Source organism: Alteromonas sp. I10, assembly GCF_003201515.1.
GTDB classification, from domain to species: domain Bacteria; phylum Pseudomonadota; class Gammaproteobacteria; order Enterobacterales; family Alteromonadaceae; genus Alteromonas; species Alteromonas macleodii.
The window spans coordinates 132,838-154,007 of the sequence record NZ_QJJN01000012.1; the positions used below are offsets into that span (position 1 = coordinate 132,838).

General features: G+C 44.7%; 20 protein-coding genes. 12 read left to right on the forward strand and 8 right to left on the reverse strand.

Going from position 1 to position 21,170, the window contains the following annotated elements; all coding sequences use genetic code 11:
• Positions 1-11: 11 nt before the first annotated feature.
• Entirely contained in the window at positions 12-635 is a 624-nt protein-coding gene (locus BZA03_RS19300) for a cytochrome c (protein ID WP_110289609.1), read from the reverse strand.
• Positions 636-809: 174 nt separating this feature from the next.
• On the opposite strand from BZA03_RS19300, the gene yihA reads away from it, so the two are divergent.
• Positions 810-1,445: a ribosome biogenesis GTP-binding protein YihA/YsxC gene (yihA, locus tag BZA03_RS19305; protein WP_110289610.1), complete on the forward strand. Its 636-nt coding sequence runs from the start codon at positions 810-812 to the stop codon at positions 1,443-1,445.
• Positions 1,446-1,866: 421 nt separating this feature from the next.
• Here the strand turns inward: yihA and polA are convergent, their stop codons facing one another.
• On the reverse strand, positions 1,867-4,659 hold the full coding sequence (gene polA / locus BZA03_RS19310; protein WP_110289611.1) for a DNA polymerase I: 2,793 nt from the start codon (positions 4,657-4,659) through the stop codon (positions 1,867-1,869).
• 421 nt (positions 4,660-5,080) lie between these two features.
• Between polA and elbB the strand changes: the two genes are divergently transcribed.
• On the forward strand, positions 5,081-5,734 hold the full coding sequence (elbB, locus tag BZA03_RS19315; RefSeq protein ID WP_014947724.1) for an isoprenoid biosynthesis glyoxalase ElbB: 654 nt from the start codon (positions 5,081-5,083) through the stop codon (positions 5,732-5,734).
• A 265-nt stretch (positions 5,735-5,999) separates the two neighbouring features.
• Positions 6,000-7,451: a TrkH family potassium uptake protein gene (locus BZA03_RS19320; RefSeq protein WP_014947725.1), complete on the forward strand. Its 1,452-nt coding sequence runs from the start codon at positions 6,000-6,002 to the stop codon at positions 7,449-7,451.
• A 113-nt stretch (positions 7,452-7,564) separates the two neighbouring features.
• Here the strand turns inward: BZA03_RS19320 and trkA are convergent, their stop codons facing one another.
• From trkA to def, 4 genes are all read right to left on the reverse strand, one after another.
• Positions 7,565-8,944 carry a Trk system potassium transporter TrkA gene (gene trkA / locus BZA03_RS19325; RefSeq protein WP_014947726.1) on the reverse strand — a complete coding sequence of 460 codons (1,380 nt, stop codon included), beginning with the start codon at positions 8,942-8,944 and terminating at the stop codon, positions 7,565-7,567.
• A gap of 64 nt (positions 8,945-9,008) precedes the next feature.
• Positions 9,009-10,328, reverse strand: coding sequence for a 16S rRNA (cytosine(967)-C(5))-methyltransferase RsmB (gene rsmB / locus BZA03_RS19330; protein ID WP_110289612.1), 1,320 nt, complete (start codon positions 10,326-10,328; stop codon positions 9,009-9,011).
• A 2-nt stretch (positions 10,329-10,330) separates the two neighbouring features.
• A complete protein-coding gene (gene fmt, locus BZA03_RS19335) occupies positions 10,331-11,281 on the reverse strand; it encodes a methionyl-tRNA formyltransferase (RefSeq protein ID WP_039228916.1) in 951 nt (316 codons plus the stop codon).
• Between the two features lie 8 nt (positions 11,282-11,289).
• Positions 11,290-11,799: a peptide deformylase gene (gene def, locus BZA03_RS19340; protein WP_014947729.1), complete on the reverse strand. Its 510-nt coding sequence runs from the start codon at positions 11,797-11,799 to the stop codon at positions 11,290-11,292.
• Between the two features lie 216 nt (positions 11,800-12,015).
• On the opposite strand from def, the gene BZA03_RS19345 reads away from it, so the two are divergent.
• The 7 genes from BZA03_RS19345 to BZA03_RS19375 all read left to right on the forward strand — a co-directional run bounded on the left by BZA03_RS19345 (position 12,016) and on the right by BZA03_RS19375 (position 17,838).
• On the forward strand, positions 12,016-13,089 hold the full coding sequence (locus BZA03_RS19345; protein ID WP_014947730.1) for a LysM peptidoglycan-binding domain-containing protein: 1,074 nt from the start codon (positions 12,016-12,018) through the stop codon (positions 13,087-13,089).
• 39 nt (positions 13,090-13,128) lie between these two features.
• On the forward strand, positions 13,129-14,238 hold the full coding sequence (gene dprA, locus BZA03_RS19350; RefSeq protein WP_110289613.1) for a DNA-processing protein DprA: 1,110 nt from the start codon (positions 13,129-13,131) through the stop codon (positions 14,236-14,238).
• 1 nt (position 14,239) lies between these two features.
• Positions 14,240-14,716: a DUF494 family protein gene (locus tag BZA03_RS19355; RefSeq protein ID WP_014947732.1), complete on the forward strand. Its 477-nt coding sequence runs from the start codon at positions 14,240-14,242 to the stop codon at positions 14,714-14,716.
• Between the two features lie 85 nt (positions 14,717-14,801).
• Positions 14,802-15,344 carry a type I DNA topoisomerase gene (locus BZA03_RS19360; RefSeq protein ID WP_014975256.1) on the forward strand — a complete coding sequence of 181 codons (543 nt, stop codon included), beginning with the start codon at positions 14,802-14,804 and terminating at the stop codon, positions 15,342-15,344.
• Between the two features lie 45 nt (positions 15,345-15,389).
• On the forward strand, positions 15,390-15,995 hold the full coding sequence (locus tag BZA03_RS19365) for a Sua5/YciO/YrdC/YwlC family protein (RefSeq protein ID WP_049586351.1): 606 nt from the start codon (positions 15,390-15,392) through the stop codon (positions 15,993-15,995).
• The gene (gene hemF, locus BZA03_RS19370; RefSeq protein WP_049586350.1) at positions 15,992-16,924 is read left to right on the forward strand and encodes an oxygen-dependent coproporphyrinogen oxidase; all 933 of its coding nucleotides are present in this window, start codon (positions 15,992-15,994) and stop codon (positions 16,922-16,924) included. The genes BZA03_RS19365 and hemF overlap by 4 nt, the downstream gene beginning before the upstream one ends.
• 233 nt (positions 16,925-17,157) lie before the next feature.
• On the forward strand, positions 17,158-17,838 hold the full coding sequence (locus tag BZA03_RS19375) for an OmpW family outer membrane protein (RefSeq protein WP_014947736.1): 681 nt from the start codon (positions 17,158-17,160) through the stop codon (positions 17,836-17,838).
• A gap of 124 nt (positions 17,839-17,962) precedes the next feature.
• Here BZA03_RS19375 and BZA03_RS19380 read toward each other — a convergent pair whose 3' ends face one another.
• On the reverse strand, positions 17,963-18,394 hold the full coding sequence (locus tag BZA03_RS19380; protein ID WP_014947737.1) for a group II truncated hemoglobin: 432 nt from the start codon (positions 18,392-18,394) through the stop codon (positions 17,963-17,965).
• Between BZA03_RS19380 and aroE the strand changes: the two genes are divergently transcribed.
• On the forward strand, positions 18,393-19,232 hold the full coding sequence (gene aroE, locus BZA03_RS19385) for a shikimate dehydrogenase (protein WP_110289614.1): 840 nt from the start codon (positions 18,393-18,395) through the stop codon (positions 19,230-19,232). The two genes, BZA03_RS19380 and aroE, sit on opposite strands and share 2 nt — an antisense overlap.
• On the opposite strand, the gene BZA03_RS19390 is transcribed toward aroE, so the two are convergent.
• On the reverse strand, positions 19,229-19,771 hold the full coding sequence (locus BZA03_RS19390; protein ID WP_110289615.1) for a gamma carbonic anhydrase family protein: 543 nt from the start codon (positions 19,769-19,771) through the stop codon (positions 19,229-19,231). The two genes, aroE and BZA03_RS19390, sit on opposite strands and share 4 nt — an antisense overlap.
• A 343-nt stretch (positions 19,772-20,114) precedes the next feature.
• Between BZA03_RS19390 and BZA03_RS19395 the strand changes: the two genes are divergently transcribed.
• Complete coding sequence (locus tag BZA03_RS19395; protein WP_110289620.1) at positions 20,115-21,026, forward strand: UDP-N-acetylglucosamine 2-epimerase; 912 nt, start codon at positions 20,115-20,117, stop codon at positions 21,024-21,026.
• The last annotated feature ends 144 nt before the right edge of the window (positions 21,027-21,170 follow it).

Below are 21,170 nucleotides of genomic sequence, written 5' to 3' on the forward strand. Positions count from 1 at the left end.
AACGGTAATGCTTAGTGTAAGCCCGCGATATAGTTAGATAAAATCTCAATATCTTCGTCGGTTAATTTCATCGCAATATCACGCATCATGCCATTCATGTCATTGTGACGTTGGCCTGAACGGAATGCTTTCAATTGAGCTGCAGTGTAAGTTGCATGTTGACCGCTGATATCAGGGAAACCTGCTAAGCCCATGCCGTTGCCCTTAGGACCGTGACACGCGATACATGCAGTTACGCCTCGAGACTCGTCGCCACCTTGGTACAATGCACGGCCAGCTTCAACGTATTGCTCTGGTGTTTCACCCGACTTTGGCTCTTGGCTTGAGAAATAAGCGGCTAGGTCTTTCATGTCTTGCTCTGAAAGTGGGGCAGCCATGCCGTTCATCACAGCATTGTTACGACCTTCCTCGCCACCTGTTTGAGAGGCAAGTTTAAATTCGGTTAATTGCTTAACAATGTACTTCTCATGCTGGCCAGCAATCTTTGGGTTCATGTCAATCATGCTGTTGCCATCAGGGCCATGACAGGCTGCACATACTGCAGATTTCGCTTTACCTGCCTCGGCGTCGCCTTCTGCCATAGCAGTTGCGCTTAAACCTAAAGACATACATACCAACAAACACAGTTTTTTCATAATAAATCTCTTAAATGGATCCAACGGCTCGCGTGATATACGTGATATCATGCGTATTTTACACATTTAACGCGTCAGAAAAACCTATTCCATGATAAAACTATGGTTTTTAGTTGGTTTATTCATTAAAAAACTGTAAACCGAAGGTTGAGACGCATGTGGAGGTAAGTCTAGATGTCGTATTACACCAAAGCAAAATTCTTTACGAGCGCACCTGATATTCGTCATTTAAAGAATGATACCGGAATTGAAGTAGCGTTCGCGGGCCGCTCTAATGCGGGTAAATCGAGTGCACTTAACACGTTAACTCGTCAGAAGAACTTGGCAAGAACCAGTAAAACACCGGGTCGCACCCAATTGATCAACGTCTTTGAATTAGAAGAAGACTTACGCTTGGTTGATTTGCCAGGATATGGCTTTGCAAAAGTGCCAGTAGCCATGAAAAAGAAGTGGCAGGCGTCACTTGGTGAATATCTTCAAAAGCGCAAGTCCCTTAAAGGATTAGTCGTTTTAATGGATATTCGTCACCCCTTCAAAGATTTAGACCAAAATCTTATCCATTGGGCAGTAGCCTCAAATATTCCAGTACTGGCACTTCTCACTAAAGCCGACAAACTTAAAAGCGGTAAGCGAAAGGCACAGCTGTTAATGGCGCGTGAAGCTGCGATGGCATTTATGGGCGATGTTACCGTGCAAACCTTCTCGTCATTAAATAAGCACGGGTTACCCGAATTAGAGCGTATTTTGGATACGTGGTTTGGCTTAGATAAACAAGACGAAACAGAAGAGTCTGATAGCGAAGTACAGTAGCGCAATTCACCCTTACCGTTTGTGCTTATCTGACGTGCCCTTTGGATAGGCATGGCATGATGGGGTGTTAGAAAAAAGAACGCCCCGCATAGAGCGAGGCGTAAACTGAGAGAAAACACATAAAAACCGTAGATATAGAGTCGTGATAAATAGAGAAGTTCAGAAAAATTAAAATAAAATTCGCTTTATTTTTTAAGTTATTGATATTTATGAATTATTTATTTTACGCAGATATAAAAAAACCCCGACAAAACTGTCGGGGTTAAAGCAAAGGTTTGAAAACAGCTTTCTCACCTCTGTACCCTACATGTGTAATATTACAACAAAGCACAGAAAAGGCAAGGGTGTTATGTAATTAAATTACCAAATTTAATGAATATAACGCGCCTTTTAATGTAAAAACTGTAATCTAATTACCAAACTAGTGCGCTTCATCCCAGTTTTCGCCCACACCAGCCTCAACAACCAGCGGAACATTTAGCGTAGCTGCGCTTTCCATAAGAGCAGTAATAGTAGAGACATAGGTTTCCACTTTGTCTTCTTTTATTTCAAAAACCAATTCATCGTGCACCTGCATCATCATTGTCACATCATCAGATGCATTTTTTCTAATCCAGTCATCAACTTTGATCATCGCCATCTTAATAATGTCTGCCGCTGTGCCTTGCATAGGCGCGTTTATCGCTGCGCGCTCTGCGCCTTTTCTACGTGCACCATTACTGGCTTTAATATCAGGCAAATAAAGTCTGCGACCAAATACGGTTTCTACATAACCTTTTTCTTTCGCGCTCTCACGTGTTGAATCCATGTACTCAAGCACGCCTGGGTAGCGCTCGAAGTAAAGATCCATATATTTCTGTGCTTCATTACGTGGAATATTAAGTTGCTTCGACAACCCAAAGGCACTCATACCGTAAATTAAGCCAAAGTTAATCGCTTTTGCACTGCGACGCTGTTCAGTGGTCACTTCATCTAGTGGAACACCAAACACTTCAGACGCTGTAGCTTTATGAATATCTTTGCCATGTGCAAAGGCGTCTAATAGACCCTTATCACCCGAAAGGTGAGCCATTATTCGCAATTCAATTTGCGAGTAGTCGGCAGCGACGAACTTATTTCCTTCTCTTGGTACAAATGCCTGACGTACGCGGCGACCTTCCTCATTTCGGATAGGGATGTTCTGTAAGTTAGGATCGGTGGAAGAGAGTCGTCCCGTGGCGGTTACTGCTTGGTGATAAGAAGTATGCACTCGACCCGTACGATGATTGATCATCTTAGGAAGTTTATCCGTGTAGGTATTCTTTAGCTTGGTTAGGCCACGGTATTCCATGATCTTCTTCGGCAACGGGTACTCAAGCGCAAGTTCTTGCAGTACGTCCTCAGAAGTAGACGGCGCCCCTTTAGGCGTTTTCTTTATGATCGGTAGCGACATTTTTTCGAACAAGACATGTTGAAGCTGTTTAGTAGAACCTAAGTTGAATGGCTCGCCAGCTTCCTCATGTACTTCATTTTCAAGCTCGGCAATCCGGGTGGCAAGATCCTGGCTTTGCTGACGCAGCCTTTGGCTGTCTATCAATACACCTTCCTGTTCCATACGAGAAAGTACACAGGCTAGGGGAACCTCAACATCTATCAATAGATTTTTAAGCTCAGGAATTTCTTTCAACTTCGTCCAAATAGCGTTGTGTAAGCGAAGCGTGATATCAGCATCTTCTGCGGCATAAGGCCCAGCTTCTTCAAGGCTAATTTGATTAAACGTTAGCTGCTTTGCGCCTTTACCCGCAATCTCTTCGAAGTGAATAGTTTTATGACCAAGGTAGGCTAGGGCAAGTGAGTCCATATCATGGCGCTGCGCGGTACTGTTTAGTACATAGCTCTCAAGCATGGTGTCAAAGCCAATGCCGTTTAAGGTAATGTCATAGTTCGCTAATACGTTTTTGTCGTATTTTATGTGTTGACCTACTTTGATCACGGTGTCCGATTCTAAAATAGGTTTTAATGCGTCTAATACGAATTCTCGTGATAGCTGGGCGGGTGCATCTGGGTAATCGTGAGCAACAGGCACATAAGCTGCTTCACCTTCCTCTATACAAAATGAAACACCAACTAACTCCGCATCCATGTAGTTAAGGCTGGTTGTCTCGGTATCAAAAGCGATTAGCTCGGCTTTTTCTAGCTTCGCGACCCACGCATTAAAGCGTTCCTCTTCAAGCACTGTCTCATACTTCGACTTATCTATCTCTACCGATTCACTTTGTTCGCTCTCTTCTGCGCTATCGCTCTTTTCTTCGTTGGTGTTTGCATTGGCACCAGAGGTATCTCCGCCGGCTATTAGCGCGCTTACTTCTGCATGCCAGCGTTTGAACTCGTATTCGGCAAACAGATCGCGAAGTTGTTCGTTATCGGCTTGGCAAGGCATAAGAGCTTCGACATCATAGTCAAGGTCAAGATCGATGCTGATAGTAGCTAGGGTATAAGAAAGCCGAGCTTGCTCTTCGTATTCCTGCATTTTAGCCGCCATCGACTTACTGCCTCTAAACGACAGATCTGCAATTTTATCCAGGTTCTTATATATGTCGTCGATACCGCCAATACCGTTTAACAAGGCTTGAGCACTTTTATCACCTACACCAGGTACACCTGGGATGTTATCGACTTTATCGCCCTTAAGCGCAAGGAAGTCGATCACAAGCTCCGGTGGAATACCAAACTTCGTATTTACACCTTCGACATCCATCAGTTGGTTTGTCATGGTGTTGATTAAGGTGACATGTTCATTTACTAGTTGCGCCATGTCTTTATCGCCGGTGCTGATAAGGGTATCAATACCTTTTTCTGTGGCGTGTTTGGCTAACGTGCCAATCACGTCATCAGCTTCTACACCCGATTCAACAATAACAGGTAATCCCATTGCCTTAATGATGGCGTGCAACGGTTCGATTTGGCTTCTTAGCTCATCCGGCATCGGAGGACGGTTCGCTTTGTACTCTTTATAGATGTCATCGCGAAAGGTCTTGCCTTTAGCATCAAAAATCACCGCCATATGCGTCGGGTTGTATTGTTTGATCAAGCTTTTAAGCATGTTCACAACACCATAAATAGCACCGGTGTCTTGGCCTTTTGAGTTGGTTAATGGTGGTAAACCGTGAAAGGCACGAAAAAGATATGACGATCCATCGACAAGAATAAATGGAGGCTTTTTAGAATCAGGCATAGATGGCGATTTTCCAATAGAGAATATGAGCGCAAGGATGCCACAGGCTAGGGCAGATCGCCATATCATGAAGGAACATTAAGGTCGATAGCGGATCGCATTTCGCCTGTGGATAACTTTGTGATCTAAAATTTTGGGCACAGTGATCCGGATGATCTTTGTCAAGTTAAAGATCACCTTTCAAATCAAGAAAAATAAGGGAATGAGACTTAGGTGTGAAAACAGCGTACCTGCTACTTACCATTCCATTTTATGTGGATAACTTGGTGTACGTTTATTTTTGGTTTAACCAAGTTGGTCAAGTAATGTAGCATAACCATTAACAATGTATACACGTATTATTAAGAACTTTTTTTGAACAGTTGTGTGTTTAATAGCCAAATTTTGAATAAGTAGATGGCATAGCGTCTAGGAGGACAATATGAAACAAGTAGCCGTTATTTTAAGTGGTAGTGGTGTGTTTGACGGGGCTGAGTTACACGAAGCGGTATTGACACTTTTAGCCATTGAGCAAGAAGGCGCGTCTTATCAGTGTTTTGCTCCAGATGTAAACCAACTGCATGTAGTCAATCACTTAACCGGTGAGGTATCAGAAGGTGAAGCACGAAATGTGTTAGTAGAATCGGCCCGTATTGCCCGAGGTGATATAAAACCCGTGACTGAGTGCGACGTAACTGCTTTTGATACACTTATTTTACCTGGTGGCTTTGGCGCTGCGAAGAACCTGTGTACGTTTGCTGTAGACGGTGAAAATTGTACCTTTAACGAAGAGGTGCTGACAGTGTGCAAAGCCTTTGCACAAGCTAAAAAGCCCGCAGCGTACGCGTGTATTGCACCTGCGCTAGCAGCAAAAGTGTATGGCAACAAAACTAAACTGACCATTGGCAATGACGAAGCCACGGCTGGTGGGTTGAATGCATTAGGAGCCACGCATGTAGAGTGCCCAGTTGATGAGGTGGTTGTTGATAATGACGCAAAGCTTGTTACTACACCTGCGTATATGCTGGCGCAAAGCATTAGTGAAGCCAATGCGAGTATTACTAAAATGGTTAAAACCGTGCTTGCTATGAAATAGGAAACTAAAAAATAAAAGTGGTTGGTTTTTTCCTAGTGAAAAGATCAGGTGCCTTTATGTGTAATTAGCCTAATGTAGTGGGGAGACAAAGGTTTCCCCTTGTTCATTATAGTCCTATAATCAAAACCCTATGCGTAACGTATAGGATTTCATCTACCTTGTTTCACGTAGATAGATTCGCTTTTTGAAACCATATCAAAAAGCACATTGTAACTAGGGCTCAGTAGTCCTTATGCGCACTATAAAAATAAAGGCATAACAAACAATGCACTACCGTGCCATCATACGAATACTTGGGTTATTAATTGCGCTTTTTAGCGTAACCATGATCCCACCCGCTATCGTGTCGTTGATTTATCAAGATGGCAGTGGCCTGCCTTTTATCCTCGCATTTATATTTTGTGTCATCGGCGGTATGGCATTGTGGTATCCCAACCGTCAGCAGAAAAATGACCTAAGAGCACGAGAAGGGTTTCTGATTGTTGCGCTGTTTTGGTCAGTACTAGCAAGCGTGGGGGCAATTCCACTTATCTTGCTAGAGCAACCAAGCATGACGGTAACCGATGCTTTCTTTGAGTCATTTTCTGGCCTGACTACCACTGGAGCTACGGTTATTGAGGGGATAGATTTTCTTCCTCACTCAGTACAGTTTTACCGTCAACAACTTCAGTGGTTAGGTGGCATGGGTATCATCGTACTCGCAGTTGCCATTTTACCTATCCTTGGAGTAGGGGGAATGCAGCTTTATCGGGCAGAAACTCCTGGCCCAGTTAAAGATAATAAAATGACTCCGCGTATTGCCGATACGGCAAAGCATTTGTGGTACATCTACCTATCCATAACCATTGCATGTGCCGGTGCATACTGGCTTGCGGGAATGAATGTTTTTGATGCGATTTGCCATTCTTTCTCAACGGTTGCTATTGGTGGCTTTTCGAACCACGACGCCAGCTTAGGCTATTTTAATAGTCCTATGGTAAACGTGGTGTGTACCGTGTTTTTGCTTATTGCTGCGTTAAACTTCTCATTACACTATGCGGCGGTGAGCTCTCGTTCGGTTAAAGGCTATTTTAACGATCCAGAGTTTAAGGCGTTTTTTATCATTCAAGCCTCACTCATCGGGATTTGTTTCCTAGTACTTACGCTATCAGGCTACTATAGCTCGGCAGAGCAGGCTTTAGACCAAGCTATGATCCAAGCGGTATCTATTAGTACCACTGCCGGGTTTGCAACCACTGATTTTTCAGTCTGGCCGGCATTCCTCCCTATTATGCTTATTTTTTCAAGCTTTATCGGCGGGTGCGCAAGTTCCACGGGTGGGGGCTTAAAAGTAGTACGCGTCTGCTTACTGTTTCTACAAGGCAAGCGTGAGGTTGATAGGCTAATTCACCCGAAAGCGGTATACAGCGTTAAGTTTGGCGACCGTGCCATGCCTGACAGAGTAGTAGAGGCCGTATGGGGGTTCTTTTCAGCTTATGCAGTGGTGTTTGTTATCATTATGATAGGCTTGATTGCCACGGGTTTAGATAACCTAAGCGCCTTTACCGCTACTGCGGCCATGCTGAATAACTTAGGTCCGGGATTGGGGAGCGTAGCGGCCAACTATGCTGATGTTACTGACGCAGGCAAATGGATACTGGTGATTGCCATGGTATTTGGGCGACTAGAGGTCTTCTCATTGCTGGTCTTGTTCTCACCAACGTTCTGGCGCAGTTAACAAATAAACCGGTAGTTTTGATACGAGCTAAAAAAAAGGGCGATAAATATCGCCCTTTATTTTTATGTCTTCAACTTTTAATCTTGCGGCACCTATGACGCCTTGCAAAAGCGCTAGCCAAAGAAAAATGCGCTGGGTTGGAACAGCTTTTCCACGTCGTTGATGTACTTCTTATCAACCAAGAACAAAATTACATGGTCGTTTGCTTCAATCTTGGTATCGCTGTGAGCAATAATCACCTGATCGTCTCGAACAATAGCCCCAATCGTGGTACCTGGCGGTAGTTTAATATCGCCTATTTGTTTGCCAACCACCTTAGAGGTATTTTCATCACCGTGCGCTATCGCTTCAATAGCCTCGGCAGCACCTCGTCGTAATGAGTACACGTTTACAATGTCACCTCGACGTACGTGAGTCAGTAGCGCCGAGATAGTGGCTTGTTGAGGTGAAAACGCGATATCTATCTCACCGCCTTGCACCAAGTCCACATAAGCACTTCGCTGGATAAGCACCATGGCTTTTTGTGCACCCATACGCTTTGCCAGCATGGCTGACATGATATTCGCTTCATCGTCGTTGGTAACGGCTATGAAAGCGTCAACTTGCTCGATATTTTCTTCACTTAGCAATTCAGGGTCAGACGCGTCACCGCTAAATACAATGGTTTTATCTAAGTTCGCAGATAAATATTTGGCCCTTTCTGGGCTGTATTCAATAAGCTTAACGTTATGATTGTGCTCTAACTTTTTCGCAAGGCCTGCGCCAATCAAGCCACCACCGGCTATCATAATTCGTTTGTAGCTTGATTCGAGCTTTTGAAGCTCACTCATTACTGCGCGAATGTGCTTGGTAGCGGCAATAAAGAACACTTCATCATCGGCCTCAATAACCGTGGTACCTAACGGGCGAATAGGGCGGCCGCGTCGGTAAATGGCAGCAACCCGGGTTTCAACGTTAGGCATGTGGTCTTTAAGCGCAGATAACGCGTGGCCTACCAATAAGCCACCGTAATAGGCTTTAACCGCAACAAGGCTGGCCTTGCCTTCAGCAAACTCAACCACCTGAAGTGCACCCGGGTAGTCGATAAGACGTTTGATGGCCTTAGTTACCAACTGCTCGGGAGCGATAATGTGGTCAACGGGAATGTCTTGCTGCTTATATAGCTGCTCTTGGTAAATGATGTACTGTTCAGAGCGCACGCGTGCGATTTTAGTGGGTGTTTTAAATAGGCTGTAGGCCACCTGACAGGCCAACATATTGCTTTCATCACTATTGGTTACGGCAATCAGCATATCTGCATCTTCCGCACCGGCCTTACGCAACACATCAGGGTGTGAGCCCACGCCTGTTACTACTTGTAAATCAAGACGGTCTTGAAGTGCGCGCAATATAGTGGGGTCAGAGTCAATAACTGTTATTTCGTTATTCTCACCCACTAAGTTTTCAGCAAGTGTTCCGCCTACTTGGCCGGCCCCTAAAATGATGATCTTCATCGTTATTATTTTGCCTTCATATTCGTGCAAGTCTTAACTGTGTGACGTTGCACAACTATTGAACTCAGTCTGCTGACTTTACCAGCCTCGCATAATAGAAACCATCCATTTGTTGCTCTCCTGGCGTTATCTGGCGCCCGGGTTTATCAACGGTTTCAGTTTTCACTATGGGCGATAACGAGGCATCTGGAGTGTCGGCGAGAAACTGCTGTATTTGCGCCATGTTCTCTTTTGGCAAAATAGAACATGTTGCATAAAGCAGCGTGCCGCCTGGCTTTAATAGACCCCACAACGTTTCTAATATACGCCGTTGAAGCTGTGCTAAATTGTCGATGTCATTGGCTTTTCGAAGCCAGCGAATATCTGGGTGACGTCTAATCACACCGGTAGCAGAGCAGGGGGCATCCAGTAATATTCTGTCGAAGGGCTTTCCGTCCCACCAGGTATCAGGATTAGCTGCATCACCTTGCTTGATATCGACAGTGTGCTTAAGGCGAGTCATGTTTTCTTCTACCCGTTTTAGGCGGGTAGCATCAGCATCAAGCGCTAATACGTACTGTGTATCAGGTGCAGACTCAACAATGTGCCCTGTTTTTCCGCCTGGTGCGGCGCAACAGTCTAGAATGCGTTCGTTCGCTTGAGGCTTTAGGTAATGTGCGGCTAATTGCGCTGCCCCATCTTGTACCGCAAAGTGACCTTTTTCAAAACCAGGCAGGGCAGTAATATCTTCTCGCTTAGTCAGAATTACCGCATCAGCGTGGTTTGCGCTAAGGGTATATTCAACCCCTGCTTTATCTAACGCCTGAGTAAATGCTGCCAAGGATGTTTGCAACTTATTTACGCGAAGCCAAATGGGGGCCATGGCATTCGTTTCAGTACGTACCTGCTCGGCGTCGTCACCATAGGCGTTCTCTATTGCCTTAAACAACCACTTTGGCAAGCCGCTGTTTATGATTGCGTCGTCTACAGGTTTGTCTGCAAGGTTCTCTCGCTGAAAACTACGCAGTACCGCATTAACTAACCCTTTTAACCCTGCGGCATTTAAATAAGATGCTGCGGCGACGGTTTCGCCAACGGCGGCGTGGTTGCTAACGCGGGAAAAATTAAGCTGGTACAAACCAAGAAGAATAAGATGTTCTATGACTTTCTTGTTGCCTTTTAGAGGCCTATCCAACAAAGAGCGCAGCCAGTGCTGTAAAAGGGGAAGGCGACGCATTACCCCTAGTGACATCTCTTGAATCCATGCGTTATCTTTGGCGTTGTGTCTGCGCTGAACGCGTTCTAAGCACTCACGCGATGACTTGCCTTGCTCTAAAATTTGATAGATGACCCACGCACAATCTGCGCGCAGGTTCTTTTGTTTGGGAAGGGGTAATGGTTTCACGTTTAGTCCGCTTGTGTCAGACAACGGCCCACTTCAAACCACGTTTGGCGAGCATTGATAACGTCTGACGCTGGAAGCGCCTTTTTGCCAGGAATTTGAAGAGATGTAATGCAAAGCGCATCGCGCCCCGTAGCGATAGTAATGCCCTCTTTATTGGCACTGATTACCGTACCTGGCGTGGCACCTTTATTTAAAGGAACAACGCTGGCAGACCATACTTTAACGTTCTGATCTTCGACCTGCATCCACGCTACAGGCCAAGGGTTGAAGGCGCGGATATTTCGCTCTATTTGCTCAGCATCGTCTGCCCAATTAATCAGGGCTTCTTCTTTTGATAGCTTTTTCGCGTAGGTCGCTTGAGAGTCGTCTTGTTTGGTGGGCGTGTAACGATCAAATTCATTAACGACCTCAACCAACGCTTGTGGTCCTAGCTCTGCAAGCTTTTCATATAAGGTGGCGCTGGTATCTTCAGAGGTAATAGGTAATGTTGCTATGTGAAGCATGTCACCCGTGTCTAAACCTTCGTCCATTTGCATTATGGTTACGCCAGTCTCAGCGTCACCTGCCCAGATTGAACGCTGTATTGGTGCCGCGCCTCGCCACTTGGGAAGAATAGAGCCGTGCACGTTAATGCACCCTAGCTTAGGTGCATTTAACACCGCGGTAGGCAGTATCAGTCCGTAAGCAACAACTACCATTAAATCGGCATTGAGCGAGGCTAATTCTTCCTGAGCGTCTTGAGCTTTAAGCGACTGAGGCTGGTAAACTGGAATGGCGTTTTCTTCTGCTAATACTTTAACCGGACTGGCGGTAAGCTTTTTACCTCGCCCTGCGGGTCTATCAGGCTGAGTGTAAACAGCAATGACTTCGTGCTCGCTCTCGAGTAACGCTGATAGATGTTTAGCTGCAAAATCCGGAGTACCGGCAAAAATCACTTTCAATGGAGTTGTCACGTTATTCCTTAGGCTTTTGCAGCAAGACGCGCTTCTTTCTCAAGCTTTTTACGAATACGTTGGCGCTTAAGCGGTGAAAGGTAATCAATAAACAATTTGCCTTTTAGATGATCCAGCTCGTGCTGAATACAAATCGCTAACAAACCTTCTGCATCCAACTCAAAGCTTTCGCCATTCTGATCTAGCGCTTTTACGGTAATTGATTCGGCGCGCTCAACTTTCGCGTAATTACCCGGCACTGATAAACAGCCTTCTTCGCTAATCGTGGAGCCATCTTTACGAATGATTTCAGGGTTAATAAATACGCGTGGCTCGTTTTGATCTTCCGATACGTCCATTACAACAACTTGAACGTGGCGGTTAACTTGCGTTGCAGCAAGGCCAATACCGTTCTCGTCTTTCATGGTTTCGAACATGTCCGATACCAATTGTTTAATTTCGTCGTTAACCTCTTCAACCGGCTTAGCTACCGTGCGAAGACGTTCATCAGGAAAACTTAATACGTCTAAAATTGCCATTTCTCGCTTACTTCACCTTTTCGCTGTATAAATTCATATACGATCTAATTGCCAGCACACTTTACAGTGCTTATTAAGTTACTATTCTAACGTATATCGGGCTGTTTCGTGCAGTTTTTTACCGAAACCCTATTAGAATACCTAGTTATGCCGATATAGTGCTATTGTCTGAAAAATCAACAATAAGTGACAGTGAATAATTTGCAGGTGGTTAATTTGAAAAAGCGATTGATTTACGCGCGTCGTGCAGCATTGTTTATCTTAGGTGTACTGCTTTCTTTGCCTACCTTTGCGCTGCAGCTAAAAGAGAGCGCGCCAGAAACCTACACAGTAAAGCGTGGGGACACGCTATGGGCAATCGCTAACGTCTTTCTCAACGAGCCTTGGCTCTGGCCTGAATTATGGCGAACCAACACCCAAATCGACAATCCACACCTTATTTACCCGGGCGATGTTATCGTCGTTGGGTATGTTGATGGGCAGCCTGTATTAAGTGTAAAGCGCGACAAGCCTTCCTATAAGCTTTCTCCGGCTACCGATAAGCGAGTAAAACCGAAGCCTGTTGATGTGTTGTCGTGGACAACTATCTCTCCATTCATTAGACAACATATGCTGCTAGACGAGGAAAGCTATGCTTCGCTACCTAAATTGCTGGGTAATCAGGATGGAAACGTAAGGTTTGCGTCTGATGATTTTGTGTTAAGTCAGCAACAATTCAGTACCGACGATCAGTACAGAGTTGTAAGAAAGCACGCTACGATTAGAAATCTTGATGGGGAAATCCTTGGTATTCAAGTTACCCATGTTTCAACAGCTTCACTAGTGGAAAAAGATGAAGGTAGCAACACGATGTTGCTTTTCATCGACGATGCGAACCAAGAAGCTAAGCGCGGTGATAAGTTAATGGCGGGTGGATTTGAACATCCTGAAGGCTTTGAACTTGTTCCGGCTACTTCGCAGCGAGGCGCAATAGTTGGAGATTTGCATGATCACGATTTACTTGGCAAATACGACGTTGTCATTCTTGATTTAGGCAGTATGGAAGTAGCGCCAGGTACGGTCCTGGGGCTTTACTCACAAGGTCCAGCCATTATTGACGAAGAAAGTCCACGCTATGTAGATGAACCCGGCGCTAACACTGGTGGTGAGTGGTTTATCGATACGGTATCGCAACCCGCGCTTAAAGTAGGTGAAGTTGTTGTGTTTAAAACATTTGATGCGGCAAGTTACGGATTAATTACGCGAGCGAATAAGGGGATAAAGCGCGGCTTCATTGTCGCCAAGCCTTAAACGATGCATGGTTCATTGTCGCTCGCATTAGGAGCGATAATGGCACCACAATCTTCTCAGCTAGACAGCGAAGCATTAGCATGGATAGCACTGGCTTCCGCTCAGCGTGTTTCACCTAAACTATGGCTACAGGCTCTCGAAAAATATCAACTTTCTACTGTCGATTTAGGCAGCAACACGTCTTCGCTGCCTAACGAGGTTAAACAACTCACCAACAACATTTCACCGCCTCTTATTGATGCAGCAATAAACTGGCTGCAAGCGAGCGACAATAGACACATCGTGCCGTTGTCATCGCCTCACTATCCAGAATTACTTAAGCAATTGGATAGTCCGCCCCTCGCGCTATTCGCCACGGGAAACAAAGCGCTATTTCAAAAACCACAGATTGCTATAGTGGGAAGCAGAAGGGCCAGCCTTCAGGGTAAGCGTACCGCAACCGACATTGCTTATGGGTTATCTAGTAGCGGAGTTGTAGTGACGAGCGGCCTTGCCATGGGCATTGATAGCGCCGCACACCAAGGCGCCCTGTCTGGTAGCACCGGAACCATTGCGGTAATGGGTACGGGACCTGAAAAGGTATATCCGGCTAAAAATAGTAAGCTCTATGAAGCTATCAACAATGACGGAGGTGTCACCGTTACAGAGTTTTTTCCGGGGCAGGGACCTAAGCCTTGGCATTTTCCAAGGCGAAATCGAATTATCGCAGCGTTATCCCTTGGAACCTTAGTGGTAGAGGCAAAAATTAAGAGTGGCACCTTGATAACTGCGAATTTGGCCGCAGATATGGGGCGAGAAGTATTCGCTGTGCCAGGCAATATCGCTAACGCTTACGCTGAAGGTTGCCACTGGTTAATCCAACAGGGCGCCAAATTAGTAACAAATATAAGCGATATTCTCGATGAAGTTGGCGTTCAGCCTGAACAACTAGGCTTGAATGTTGACGAGCAAAACGAAAAAAGTACAGCGAATAGCTTGGCAACCGATAAATTATTAGCTAGTGTGGATTATGACATCACCGCTATTGATGTCATAGCCCAGCGCAATGCCTTATCTGTATCGCAAGCAATGGCATCATTATTAGAATATGAGTTGCGTGGTTTAGTGGCCGCTGTCCCTGGTGGTTACGTTAAATTGAGGGGAAAATAATATGTTCGATATCCTCATGTATCTATTTGAAAACTTCATTCACAGTGAAACGGAAATTCGTGTTGACCAAGACGAGTTAACGGAAGAGCTTGTGCGCGCAGGATTTCATCACGATGAGATTTATAAAGCCCTCGCATGGTTAGAAAAGTTAGCGGCACTGCAAGAGACGGACATCAAACCGTACTTTTGCAAAGGTATTAGCACTAGCTTAAGCCGTATTTACACGCATGAAGAACAAATGCGTTTAGATGTGGAATGTCGCGGTTTTCTTATGTTCTTAGAACAGGTTAATGTGTTGGATGCCTCCACACGCGAAATGGTTATAGATCGCGTTATGGAAATTGATTCCAATGAATTTTGCTTGGAAGACCTGAAGTGGGTGGTGCTAATGGTACTATTCAACGTACCTGGCAAAGAGAAAGCCTACGCACAAATGGAAGATCTTTTGTTCGAAGAGCCAGATGGTGTTCTGCATTAATGCAGTTGTAGTCACTGGTATTTGAATCTTTACTTAAAAATGCGCTGTGAAATTGCAGCGCGTTTAAGGCCTTAACGTCCAATACATGTCTAAAATAGACCATTCACTCTTTTCAGCGCACGAGCATGCTCTCGATGATAATTTCGGAGATTGCCCCGAGTGCGGTAAACCTCTTCATATAAAGAACAGTAAATCCGGCCCTTTTATCGGGTGTACGGGCTATCCGGAATGTAGCTTTAGTAAGCCACTTCACGATAAACAAACCACCATACTGAAAACCTTAGACGGTGTAGCCTGCCCTGAATGCGCATCCGACTTAGCCATAAAGAAAGGGCGGTTTGGCATGTTTATCGGCTGTACCAATTTTCCTTCATGCCATCACATAGAGCCCATTAAAGAAAAAGAAGATACTTTGGTGGATTGTCCAAAGTGTAAGAAAGGGCATCTAATCTCGCGTACTAACAAATACGGCAAACAGTTTTTTGCGTGCAACCATTATCCACAATGTCGATATGTGCTAAATTTCACGCCGGTTAATGAAAGCTGCCCAGATTGCGGTTGGGGAGTATTGATAGATAAAAAGGGGCAGTTACAGTGTCCTCAGCCTAGTTGTGGCTTTAAAAAGTAATTATACGAACAACTAAACGAAGAACTATACGTAGAGATTAAAACCATGTCTGATATCCAAAATGGGAACGTAAACACGTTTACCCCCGTTGAGGCTAACTCACCTGAAGTAGACCCTGTTGTTGCCGCATTCCAAGCTGGCAGTTTAATCGTTTATCCAACCGAAGCGGTAATGGGCATCGGATGTGACCCCGACAATGAAGCCGCTGTAAATGCGCTGTTAGAGATAAAACAGCGACCGGTAGAAAAGGGCGTGATATTGATTGCAGCAAACTACAGTCAGCTACTGCCTTATGTTAACGACAACGCCATTCGCCCTGACAGACGCACCGATATTTTTTCGAGCTGGCCAGGCCCTAATACTTGGCTATTACCTAAGTCGTCATCTGCGCCAGTTTGGTTAACCGGCAAGCATAGTAAAATAGCGGTGCGCGTAACTAATCACCCTGTAGTAGTGGAATTGTGCAACAAGTTAGGTAAACCGTTAGTTTCCACAAGCGCTAACCTGACCGGCCAACCGCCAGCCATCACCACTGAAGAAGCAAAAGCCGTATTCGCTGATTCCGTTTTCTATATAGAAGGGGAAGTAGGTGGTGCAACTAAACCCAGTACCATTCGCGATGGCGACACAGCAGAGGTAATAAGAGCATGACATCAGCAGAATTATTGGACGGTAAAAATGCCGCTGAAGTAATAGAACAAGTAAAAAGCTATTTACTAGGGCTGCAAGACACCATTTGCCAAACCCTTGAACTTGCCGATGGTAAGGGCCAGTTTGTTGAAGACAGCTGGCAGCGAGAAGAGGGTGGCGGTGGCCGCTCTCGAGTACTAAAAAATGGTGCGGTGATTGAACAAGGCGGCGTTAACTTTTCTCATGTGTTTGGCAGTCAAATGCCGGCTTCAGCAACGGCTAATCGCCCTGAGCTTGCGGGAAGAAACTTTCAAGCAATGGGTGTATCACTCGTTATTCATCCACATAACCCGTACATCCCAACGTCACATGCTAATGTTCGCTTTTTTATTGCAGAAAAAGAGGGCGAAGCACCTATCTGGTGGTTTGGCGGCGGCTTCGACTTGACGCCATTTTATCCGTTTAAAGACGACGTTTTGCATTGGCATGACACTGCAAAGAAGTTGTGCAAACCATTTGGCAATGACGTCTACCCTAAGTACAAAAAGTGGTGCGACGACTACTTTTACTTAAAGCATCGCAATGAAACTCGCGGAGTGGGCGGTTTATTCTTTGACGACCTGAATGAATGGGGCTTTGAACAGTCATTTGCATTTATGCAGGCTGTTGGTAATGGCTTCATCGATGCTTACGTTCCTATTGTTGAACGTCGTAAGCAAACCGATTTCGGCGAAAGAGAGCGTGATTTCCAACTTTACCGCCGGGGCCGCTACGTTGAGTTTAACCTTGTATTCGACCGAGGCACTTTATTTGGACTGCAAACCGGCGGGCGTACGGAATCAATTCTAATGTCGATGCCGCCGCTCGCGCGCTGGGAGTATTGTTATACACCTGCACCGGGTAGCGCCGAAGCCAAGCTGACAGACTGGTTAAAACCTACTGATTGGTGATTAATTATTAAATAAGGCTCCGCTTAAATCCTTACGCGGACCGCCGATAGCAGCTTTCATCTTTAATGACTAAAAAACGCCGTATTAATGTTAATGCGGCGCTTTTTTGATCTACATCAAGGTGGAATATCATCTGTGTTTCAGTGAGTTATCAAACTTGCGCTGGATCAATGTTTCTCTTAACCACAGGCGTAAAGTATCGCCATCTTAGTTAAACACAAAAGAGACACATCATGCGCAAACACTTTTTATCTGCATCTGCACTTTGCCTTACACTTGCTGCACTCTCACCTTTAGCTAGCGCTCACCAGCAGGGCGACTGGATTGTTCGTGGCGGTCTTACTACCGTTGCTCCTGACGAATCTACCTCTAACATCGTCGCGGGTGGAACTGATCTTGGCGTGGCTCTTAATATCGATAACGATACTCAGCTAGGTCTAAACGTAGCGTACTTTATTACTGACAATATTAATATTGAGCTGCTTGCCGCAACGCCCTTTAAGCACGACGTTAATTTTTCTGTTGCTGATCCGTTAGGGACGGGTAATCAGCTTGGTGAAGTCACGCATCTTCCTCCTACGCTTACCGCAAACTACTATTTTAATGATGCCAGCTCTGCGTTTCAGCCATACATTGGTGCAGGTATCAACTATACCTTTATCTTTGATGAAGAGTTTACAGGTGCGAATGAAACAGCTGGCTTAAGCGACCTATCGCTTGATAATTCATTTGGCTTGTCAGCACAGGTGGGAATGGATTACCAAATTGATACAAAATGGCATGTTAATGCATCGGTTCGATTCATTGATATAGATACCGAAGCAACCTTCAAAGTGGGTGATGCTGCTGGAAAGGTAAGTGATATTGAAATAGATCCTTGGGTGTATACCTTATCGGTGGGTTACACATTCTAATTCTTAGTTTCACGCCTTATTAACTATTAGGCTTTCACAATTGCACTACTTTATGCGCCATAAAGAGCGTAGACAGTAACAGGGGAGTTGCGCGTTAAAAGGTTAATCCTTTCAACGCGCTTTTTTATTTTGTATTCACCATGTGATTGGCGAGTTGATCAAGTGCGTCTATCAACTGTTGAGCTAAGGCGATATCTTCAACCGTTTTAAACATGGCTTTTCGCATGCAATACATCCACTGCGCTTTTAACTCTGGTGTTACGGTATAAGGTAGGTGGCGTGCACGCAGACGCGGGTGGCCATACTGCTGCTGGTAATCATCAGGACCACCAAGCCATAAACTTAAATAGAGAAAGAACACGTGGCGAATTCTGTCTAATGGCTGGGGGTGAATAGCTAGCAGTTCATTGGCGAGTGGATCGGTTTCCATTATGTCGTAAAACGTATTTGCTAATTCCCGTACTTTCTCCTCTCCACCTATACGTTCATATGGTGTACTCTGCGAAGCACGATTATCGCTTTTCTTCTTTATATTAAATAAGTCTCGTATTCCCATGAAAAAATTCGCTGTATTCGGAAATCCTATTGCACAGAGTTTATCACCAACTATCCATCAAATGTTTGCTGAACAAGTGGGAGAAAATATTTCTTATGAAAAGATACTTGCGCCAGTAGACGGTTTTGTAGATGCCGCCAACGCGTTTTTAGCTCAGGAAGGCGCGGTAGGTTGTAACGTCACCATGCCTTTTAAGCTTGATGCATTCAACTTGGCAAAGGTAGACGACCAAGCAGCCAAAGATGCACAAGCTGTTAATACGCTAATGAATGGTGACAGCGGAGAAATATGGGGATACAACACTGATGGTGTAGGGCTGGTAAACGATCTGCTTAACAGCGGTGTGGAAATTAAGGGTAAGCGCGTGTTGCTTATTGGTGCCGGCGGCGCAGCCCGTGGCGTAATTTCCCCGTTATTAAAAGCAGGGGCCACCTCTTTAACCATCACCAATAGAACCAAAGCGAAAGCTGAGGAAGTGGCAAGTGCCGCTTCAAACGCTAAAGTGCAGGTGGCTGCGCTTGAAGATATCGCAGATGTTGCGCCTCATATTATTATCAATTCAACAGCCGCCAGTTTAAGCAATGAATTGCCGTGCCGTTTAAATGATGGTGTTTTACAAAACTGTGAAGTGGTGTACGACATGGTTTATAAAAACTCACCCACGCGCTTTATGAGAGATGCGGCCGAACTTGGTGTCAAAACGCAAATAGATGGATTAGGGATGCTGGTTGAGCAAGCGGCTGAAGCTTTCTACATATGGACACAAAAGCGCCCCGATACTTCAGATATTGTAAAACGTGTCAGGGCTATCGTTGAGCAAGGTGAGAAGCGAAACTAGTTCGCTTCTTCAAGGTACTCATCTTTCAATACAACATAGTTAACGGCAGATTGTTTCAGGAATGCCATTTCGGCGTCGTTGAGCGGCCTTTTCTTTTGCATGGGGTTTCCCACGTAAAGAAATCCGCTTACTAACCTTTTGTTCGGCGGTACTAATGTACCTGCACCAATAAACACATCGTCTTCAACAACAACACCATCCATTACAATAGCGCCCATGCCAACGAGAATTCGATTACCCAACTGGCAGCCGTGCAGCATACACTTATGCCCAACGGTAACGTCCTCACCAATAATAAGTGGGAAGCCATTGGGGGTTTTCTCAGATTTACGGGTAACGTGTAAAACACTGCCATCTTGAATATTAGAACGGGCACCAATACGAATTTTGTTCACGTCGCCACGAGCTGCAACCAGCGGCCAAATACTCGCATCATCTTCTAAAACTACATCACCGACGATTCTTGCCGAGCCATCAACATAGACATTCTTTCCTAATGTAGGAGAAACACCTTTAAAACTATCAATCGATTTATGCATTACACACTCATATAAATTGCGCAGAAAGTGAATTACGCAAACTCTAACAGCAATGCCGATGAGTTGGTACTAGTAGGGTGGTTACAGAGCCTACCTGTAATGCTTTAAGCATCAGATAACTATCCTACGTTGCAACACGCGAAGAGGAGGGTAGTAAATCACAAAGAGAAAAATGATAATGTAGTTTGCTAATAGAATTTATCGAGACGTTGTAATGCCCAAGCGCTATGTATTTTTCACTGCCCTTTCCTATGCGTATCCTATTTATAGACCACTACAAGAGGCCATTAGGGCTAGAGGTGACGAAGTAGCGTGGTTTTTGGAAGGAGAATGTCCCGATCTATTGAAGCCTGATGAAATTCGCCTTCATACTATTAATGATGTTATTGAATACAACCCCTTAGCCATATTTGCGTGTGGAAATATCATCTATCACTTTTTGCCAGGTATAAAGGTATCAGTCTTTCACGGTTATCCGATTGGCAAGCGGGGGGAGAAGACTAGCGCTACAGATGATCACTTCTCTATTCGCGGGTGGTTTGATATGTACTGTACTCAGGGGCCAAGTAGCACAGAGTATTTTAAGCAGCTTGAAGCAAAGCATCAGTTTTTTAAAGTGTATCAAACAGGTTGGGCTAAAGTGGATGACTATTTTTCTTCATATAAGAAGGAAAACGATGTTCCCACTATTCTCTACGCCACCACTTTTTCTAAAGGCATTACCTCTGCTCCTGTACTTGTCGATACAATTAGTAGGTTAGTGAAAGAAAAGAAATGGAATTGGCGTTTAACATTTCATCCCAAACTCAACGATCAAGCACTATTAGATAGATATCGTGCGCTGGCAGATGAATTTAGTAACGTTACCTTTGTTGATAATGTGCGTCTTGAAGACTTTCAGCAATCAGATGTCATGTTGTGTGACAGCAGCTCTATAATTTTAGAGTTTATGATGATGAACAAACCTGTTGTCACTTATCGCAATACAAACCCTGGACAACATTTACTTAATGTCACAGAAGTAAGCGAAGTAGAAAACGCCATTGAAACGGCATTAACGCGACCCGCATCATTAATGAAAGAGGTTAATGACTTTGCCCATTATCATGAAGCTTATAGAGATGGACGTAATTGCGAACGTATTTTAGATGCAGTCGATGACTTTAATAGTAGCTATAAAGGTAAGATAAAAGCTAAGCCGCTTAACCTTTGGCGCAAGTTTAGGTTAAGGAATAAGCTGAAATACTGGAAATAGTTGGTATTTTGAGCGTTCAAAACGAATATGACACTTTTTTTAAAATAAGTGTTGACGTGAGCGCTCATTTCCCTAAAATGCGCATCCGCTTCGGGGGAAAAGCAAAACAGCAAGCCTCCTGAAGTAAGTCTCTACTACCTTTAT

Excerpts from the sequence above, each read along its gene's own strand:
- BZA03_RS19320 (WP_014947725.1), top strand. The coding sequence starts at position 6,000 with ATGCACTACCGTGCCATCATACGAATACTTGGGTTATTAATTGCGCTT.
- dprA (WP_110289613.1), top strand. The coding sequence starts at position 13,129 with ATGGCACCACAATCTTCTCAGCTAGACAGCGAAGCATTAGCATGGATA.
- polA (WP_110289611.1), bottom strand. The coding sequence starts at position 4,659 with ATGCCTGATTCTAAAAAGCCTCCATTTATTCTTGTCGATGGATCGTCA.
- BZA03_RS19360 (WP_014975256.1), top strand. The coding sequence starts at position 14,802 with ATGTCTAAAATAGACCATTCACTCTTTTCAGCGCACGAGCATGCTCTC.
- BZA03_RS19365 (WP_049586351.1), top strand. The coding sequence starts at position 15,390 with ATGTCTGATATCCAAAATGGGAACGTAAACACGTTTACCCCCGTTGAG.
- BZA03_RS19300 (WP_110289609.1), bottom strand. The coding sequence starts at position 635 with ATGAAAAAACTGTGTTTGTTGGTATGTATGTCTTTAGGTTTAAGCGCA.
- hemF (WP_049586350.1), top strand. The coding sequence starts at position 15,992 with ATGACATCAGCAGAATTATTGGACGGTAAAAATGCCGCTGAAGTAATA.
- trkA (WP_014947726.1), bottom strand. The coding sequence starts at position 8,944 with ATGAAGATCATCATTTTAGGGGCCGGCCAAGTAGGCGGAACACTTGCT.
- BZA03_RS19375 (WP_014947736.1), top strand. The coding sequence starts at position 17,158 with ATGCGCAAACACTTTTTATCTGCATCTGCACTTTGCCTTACACTTGCT.
- BZA03_RS19380 (WP_014947737.1), bottom strand. The coding sequence starts at position 18,394 with ATGGGAATACGAGACTTATTTAATATAAAGAAGAAAAGCGATAATCGT.
- elbB (WP_014947724.1), top strand. The coding sequence starts at position 5,081 with ATGAAACAAGTAGCCGTTATTTTAAGTGGTAGTGGTGTGTTTGACGGG.
- BZA03_RS19390 (WP_110289615.1), bottom strand. The coding sequence starts at position 19,771 with ATGCATAAATCGATTGATAGTTTTAAAGGTGTTTCTCCTACATTAGGA.
- BZA03_RS19355 (WP_014947732.1), top strand. The coding sequence starts at position 14,240 with ATGTTCGATATCCTCATGTATCTATTTGAAAACTTCATTCACAGTGAA.
- yihA (WP_110289610.1), top strand. The coding sequence starts at position 810 with ATGTCGTATTACACCAAAGCAAAATTCTTTACGAGCGCACCTGATATT.
- aroE (WP_110289614.1), top strand. The coding sequence starts at position 18,393 with ATGAAAAAATTCGCTGTATTCGGAAATCCTATTGCACAGAGTTTATCA.
- def (WP_014947729.1), bottom strand. The coding sequence starts at position 11,799 with ATGGCAATTTTAGACGTATTAAGTTTTCCTGATGAACGTCTTCGCACG.